Here is a 6157-nt window from a genome sequence, read left to right as displayed (position 1 = left end):
TTTGAAGGGGACGGCCCTTGCCGGGGCGGCCGCATTGGCAGGCGGTGCAGCCCTTGGGGCCACAGCGCCGCGCCGCCTGGCCGCGCCCGCAACGCTGCAGATTGATCCCAATGTGGTCAAGGCGCAGGCAAATGCGATTGTGGCGGCTGCGCCCGCCGATCTCAGTGGATATGAGCGCGTAAAGCAACGTATGGTCGCGCCACCCTTCGCTCCTGCGCACGAACAGGTCGCCACGGGCGCGCCAAAGATCGTTGAGGTTGAATTCAGCATCCGCGAACGCCTGATGGTTGTCGACGAAGACACCGGCGCAAGCATCTGGGCGCTGACCTACAATGGCTCTGTGCCTGGGCCACTGATCATCGTGCATCAAAACGACTATGTGGAAATTACGCTTAAGAATCCCGGTAACAACTTAATGGAACACAACATCGACTTCCACGCATCGACCGGTGCGCTGGGTGGTGGCGGCTTGACACACATTTATCCTGGCGAGCAAACCGTATTGCGCTGGAAAGCAACGAAGCCGGGTGTCTTTACCTACCATTGCGCACCGGGTGGTGCGATGATCCCTTACCATGTCTGCCACGGCATGAATGGTTCTGTAATGGTCTTGCCCCGCGACGGCTTGAAGGACGGCGAAGGAAACGCGCTGCCTTACGACCAAATCGCCTATATCGGCGAGCAGGACTATTATCTGCCGCGCAACGAGAGAGGTGACTTCCTCCAGTACAGCAGTCCTGGCGAAGACTATGCCGACTCGCTGGAAGCCATGCGGACCCTGACGCCGACCCACAGCGTCTTCAACGGGGCCGTCGGAGCGCTCACAGGGTCAAAGGCAATCCGTTCAGAGGTCGGCAAGACGGTACTTATGATCCACAATCAAGCCAACCGCGATACGCGGCCACACCTGATTGGCGGCCACGGCAACTTCGTCTGGGAAGCCGGTTCGTTCAGCGACGCACCGCAGACCGGGTTGGAAACCTGGTTCATCCGGGGCGGCTCAGCCGGTGCTGCGATGTACACATTCGAGCAACCGGGCGTCTACGCCTACGTGAACCACAACCTGATCGAAGCCGCCTTGCTTGGCGCAACAGCCCACTTCGTCGTCGATGGCGAATGGAACAATGCGCTCATGGAGCAGGTCATGGAACCATCCGTGATGGACGCCTGAGCAAGTCAGAAGGAGCTGCCTAGTGTCCCCTGCGTTCTTAGGATTGTCAGTCAACGGACCAGTAAAACTGGCTGCTGTTGCCGTGACGTTCCTGGGCGCGGGGCTTGCCTTCGCAGGATGGGTCAGCTTCGCTCCGCACGTCGCACCGCTGCCGGACATGGTGGCGGTGTCTCTCGAGTCCGCTGGCGGCTCACAGATATTCGCACAGGTTCGCGAGACAACTATTGCTGAATGGAACCGCTGTTACGAGGATGGCGCCTGCCATCTGGAACTTCACCAACCCGAGGGTGCTGACCCGCAGAGTTTCCCGGCAACGGGAATTAACTGGATGGACGCGCAAGACTACGTCCACTGGTTGTCTAAGGAGACTCGTCACCCATTTCGGCTTCCCACATCGAACGAATGGTTCGAGATGGCCAAAGATGTGCTGCCCGAAGTGCCCGACCCTATCTTCACAGACCCCTCGCTGACATGGGCGTCAGCCTACCAGATTGAAGAAAACATCGATCGCTCGCTTCGGCCCGTAGGATTCTGGTCGACGACCGCAGAGGGGGTCGCCGATCTGGACGGAAACGTCTGGGAATGGACCGGGGATTGCTACAACGGCGAAACAGGAACATCACCAGAGGCGCCCTGTGCAGCCTATGTCCTTGGAGGCGAGCATCGCGCCGTCATCTCTTTTCTGGTCCGCGACCCGGCTCGGGGCGGGTGCGCGGTTGGCGCGCCCCCAGCCCATCTTGGCCTACGACTGGTGAGCGATCGTCACCCAATAAAGAGCTGAGAACAGTGCTGCCCAACAAATTCAAACCAGTTTACGCTGTGGGAGTGAGATTGCTTCTTTTGTTGTGCAAAGACCGCGCCTCTGCTCTTTCCGAGTTGCGCCAGCTTTGTTCAGCACAAGCACATTTTTTAAGCAAACAGATCGGAGGTCGTATGAAATTTTATCATCATGCCGATCGATTGGCTGCACCGCAGCATTTCAGATTGCTGCGGTGCCGCATTTCCGTCTATGAGGAGAAAGGAACTAGTGTCGGACTTTCTCCTCCCAGAGACATCGTCACACCCTAGTAGCAAGCTTTCACCTCCTCCCGAAAGCAAGCTGCAACCCAAAAGAAGGCGCGCTACACCTCCTCCCGTAGCGCACTATCATTATAAGCGGTGCCCTCACCTCCCGAGGGTGCCGCTTTTTTTGGGCTTACCGGCAGAAATCACCGTAAAATGTTGCGCGGCGCAATTTCCGAGACGCTGTTCCGCAGCACTTGGCAGTTAGGCGAATGAATGCCACGCGCCCTCCGTGATGCAGTGATGACATGGGATGAAGGTACCCTCGCCGCAGTGCAGCGGGCAAATTGCGGTCCTATACGAGACGGGGCGGACCGCCAGGCATCGCTTATTTTTTAGGCAGCTACTGCTGCAGTGCAGAAAGAAGAAGGCCCTTCTCTTCCAGAATCAGTCAAATTCTATAACGATGAGATTGGGATGCGTCCTAAAGCGCATCCAGGCTGTGGAGGCTCCAATACAAAGCTATAGAGAAGGCACGATGGAATTTGCCGACTTTATCTTCGAAAGACAAAAGGTGGTTTGCTATGGCCTTCATAATAACGCGGGCGGTACGACGACGGTACTGAACTTTCCGTCTTTTCGATTGGCGAGCGAGTTTCGTGAAGCCTTTCTTGATAAGAGGAGTATTCAAATCATTCAGAACGAGGCGCAAATCATCTGCCTGGCCGACTACGACAAGATAATGCGGAACTCAGACGATGATCCACGTGTTCGCTATCTCAACTATAATCGTGATTTCATGATGGGCACGCTGCCGCACATCATGTGAGTGAGATAGGCCCGATAAAAAAATATGGGGTCCTGTCGCACCACTGATCGGCCTGCAGATGTATGCGGACATATCCGTCACGCTGCCGATCGCCGAAGCGCTGGTCGGCAAGGGCCTTGGGGTTGGGCAGATGCGTCTGAGCTTCGCTATGACTGATGAGCGTCTCAGAGGGGCTTGGTCGAAATGACAATCGGTCGGCGGGGGACGATTGCCGACGGCTCAATCTAATTTGGTTTACAACTTGGATAGCGATTTCGCGCTCCCATTTTGTGCAAAGCAGTATTCGCGCAGAACGTCCGGCAGCAGCAAGGCCCGGAGGTGGTTCATGGCGCAATTTGGTTGGCACGGCGGTGCCACCCCCTCCTCTACCGCACGCCATAGGTTAACTTTCAACGCCTTGGCTTCTGTGAGTGAGGCTGTGTCAAGCAACAGGTTTGTGCGCTTGCGCGACTAAGCATCCAGGAGGGGACGGGACCGACGTTGAGCCTTCCCCACCTCTTAATGTATTACATTTATTAATTATAATCAGACGCTGCAAACGCGACTAAGATCCAAGTCGGATTCCGATTGTCTACCATCACCTTCGTGATCAACGGCCCGTCAGAGGTAGGGTGTCGTGCCGTTGTTGTTCACGACCACCTCATCGAGACACCATCGCTATTGGCTCAACCGAATGACCTCACTGCGACGATTTCGAATTTCGGAGACGAACATCAGCCTAAACCGATGCCGCCAAAACCGGGCAGTCTGGCGACGGATACCGATACTTTGCTCGTGCAACAGACCCTCCAATAGAGCCGAGGCAATTTAGTAGCGCTTCGCCTCCTCCGGTTTGTTCTGCATCACCGCTTCAATGGCCTCGAGCAAGTCGGGGCTCATCTTGTCCCGGTTGGCTAGAGCACCGAGGTTGTCAGTTAACTGGCTGGTGCGCGATGCGCCAAGGATGACCGTAGAAACGCGTGGGTTGGCAAGGCACCACAGGAGTGCCAGGTGATTGACGGGTATACCGGCCTCTGCCGCCAGCTTTGAGAGGGCGGTGACCTTGGCTAGCCGGTCCTGCCCTTCTGGCGTGGCAAGGGTGTCGCGCAGCCATTCATAGCCCGGCAGGGTCATCCTGCTGTCATTGGGGATGGCGCCATTGTATTTGCCGGTGAGAATGCCCGAGGCGAGCGGCGACCAGATGGTCGTGCCAAGACCGAACGTTTCGTAGAGGGGCATATAGTCGCCCTCAACCTTGGCCCGTTCAAAGAGATTGTATTGCGGCTGCTCCATCGTCGGCGGCGTCAGATGATTGGCACGGGCCACGCCATGAGCCTCAGAGATCTGCTGGGCGTTCCATTCGGAGGTGCCCCAGTAGAGAACCTTGCCTTGCGCGATCAGGTCATGCATGGCCCGCACGGTTTCCTCGATTGGAGTATCGATATCAGGGCGGTGGCAGAAATAGAGGTCGAGATAGTCCACCTGCAATCGGCGTAGGGCGGCATGGCAGGCATCGGTCACATGTTTGCGCGACAACCCGCGCTGGGTTGGTTTAGACCCGCCCCAGAATACTTTTGACGAGACTGTATAGCTGTCACGGGTCCAGCCGAGGTCTTTTAGCGCCTCGCCCATCACTTCCTCGGAGGCGCCCGATTCGTACCCTTCGGCATTGTCGAAGAAGTTGACGCCTGCGTCGTAGGCGGCAGTCATCAGCGATTTTGCGTCGCCGGTATCGACCTGTTTGGCGAAGGTGACCCAGGAGCCAAGCGAAAATTCACTGACTTGCAGGCCGGATTTTCCCAAGCGACGATATTCCATAAATGCCTCGATCTGTTCAGGTTTCAGGGAGCAGCACCATCATAGATGCTTCTTGGTGATTGCTCCACATAAAGTACGGAGACGCCTTGTCGATGGTTGGGATCACATTAACCTAATCCTCAGAGGGACTCACATTTACAAGTTAGCTCGGTGCTGCCAGGCGAATTCGAACCAGTCTCCTAATGGTTCGAATTTACGATGAGCCAACAACACTCTCTTATCAAATTACCCTACTTGGACCCATAGGCGTCGACGTCAGACATGCTTCCGATAACCCGCACTGAGGCTTTTTCAGTGTCCGCTCTAAGAGACTATAAAGACCAATGTGCAGATTTAGATCCTCGGCAGCTTTGGGGCGCCTCAGGCTTACGCCGACAATCCGCCAGTCGCCGCCCTCGCTCGCAAGCGTATCATCTGTGTAGATTGCCTGCTACGCCTTGTGGAAGCTGCCAACTCCAATATGACCAATCCCCGGCGCATGGTCGGCTGGTTCGTAAGCCGGTTTGCGCAGATCGGCCGGGAGTTCCCCCGGCGACGTCAATTTTTTGCCTGTCCAAGCGCGCTCCGGTTTGCATGTGATAGAGCCGTCATTATTCCACGCAATTCAGCCAACCCCTTTAAACGACCGATGGCAGGGTAACCCGGTTGCGCCTTTCTGCCCAGATCGTCCAGGATATCCTGTCCGTGATCTGGACGAAAAGGAATTGAGCTGTCTGATCGCCCGGCTTCACGACGACGCGTTTCCTCGTCAAGGACAGCCTGAACCAATGGAACCATATCGGTATCGCCCTTAAGGTGTTCGGCTTCATGAAAGGAACCGCGAACTTCGTGGCTTTCGCGCGTAACATTTCGTAAATGGAGAAAATGTACTCGTTCGCCAAGCCGAGTCATCATGCCTGTCAAATCATTGTCAGGCCTTGCTCCTAAAGAGCCAGAGCATAGCGTAATGCCATTCGCCGGAAGATCCACAGCTTCTAGTATTGCGCGATATTGCGCTTCGGTCGACATGATTCTGGGCAGACCGAGCAGCGGAAACGGTGGATCATCAGGGTGACAGCAAAGTTTAATTCCGAGTTCTTGCGCAAGGGGTGCTACGTGCTCCAAAAAGGCAATTAAGTTATTGCGCAGCCCGTCTTCTGACAGGGTAGAATATTCACCGATATGTTGGCGAACATCTTCGAGTGAGAACGAATCTGCAGCCCCGGGCAGACCATAAACAACATTGTTAGCGATGCTATCTTTAGCGTCATTATCCATAACTGCGTATCGCTTTGCCGCAGCGTCCAGAAGCTCTTCGGAATAATCCTCGCTCGCACCTGCTCGATTCAGGATATATACATCAAAGACTACAAAATCCG

At 55.6% G+C, this 6157-nt stretch carries 5 protein-coding genes; 3 read left to right on the top strand and 2 right to left on the bottom strand.

Annotation, left to right across the window (positions count from 1 at the left end; genetic code table 11):
* Position 1: 1 nt before the first annotated feature.
* The 3 genes from nirK (at position 2) to Q1B15_RS18750 (ending at position 3002) form a co-directional block, all read left to right on the top strand.
* Positions 2–1171, top strand: coding sequence for a copper-containing nitrite reductase (nirK, locus tag Q1B15_RS18760; protein WP_299756647.1), 1170 nt, complete (start codon positions 2–4; stop codon positions 1169–1171).
* 22 nt (positions 1172–1193) lie between these two features.
* The gene (locus Q1B15_RS18755) at positions 1194–1952 is read left to right on the top strand and encodes an SUMF1/EgtB/PvdO family nonheme iron enzyme (RefSeq protein WP_299756645.1); all 759 of its coding nucleotides are present in this window, start codon (positions 1194–1196) and stop codon (positions 1950–1952) included.
* 759 nt (positions 1953–2711) lie between these two features.
* The gene (locus Q1B15_RS18750) at positions 2712–3002 is read left to right on the top strand and encodes a hypothetical protein (protein ID WP_299756642.1); all 291 of its coding nucleotides are present in this window, start codon (positions 2712–2714) and stop codon (positions 3000–3002) included.
* A gap of 807 nt (positions 3003–3809) precedes the next feature.
* On the opposite strand, the gene Q1B15_RS18745 is transcribed toward Q1B15_RS18750, so the two are convergent.
* Positions 3810–4799, bottom strand: coding sequence for an aldo/keto reductase (locus Q1B15_RS18745; protein ID WP_299756639.1), 990 nt, complete (start codon positions 4797–4799; stop codon positions 3810–3812).
* Between the two features lie 537 nt (positions 4800–5336).
* Positions 5337–6157 (bottom strand): mannonate dehydratase (uxuA, locus tag Q1B15_RS18740; RefSeq protein ID WP_299756637.1); only part of this gene is annotated, 821 nt, incomplete at its 5' end.

This window comes from uncultured Boseongicola sp. (genome assembly GCF_937988555.1).
In the GTDB taxonomy this organism is placed as follows: domain Bacteria; phylum Pseudomonadota; class Alphaproteobacteria; order Rhodobacterales; family Rhodobacteraceae; genus Boseongicola.
The sequence above is the reverse complement of the archived record's forward strand: the minus strand, read 5'-3'. Positions and strand labels throughout refer to the sequence as shown.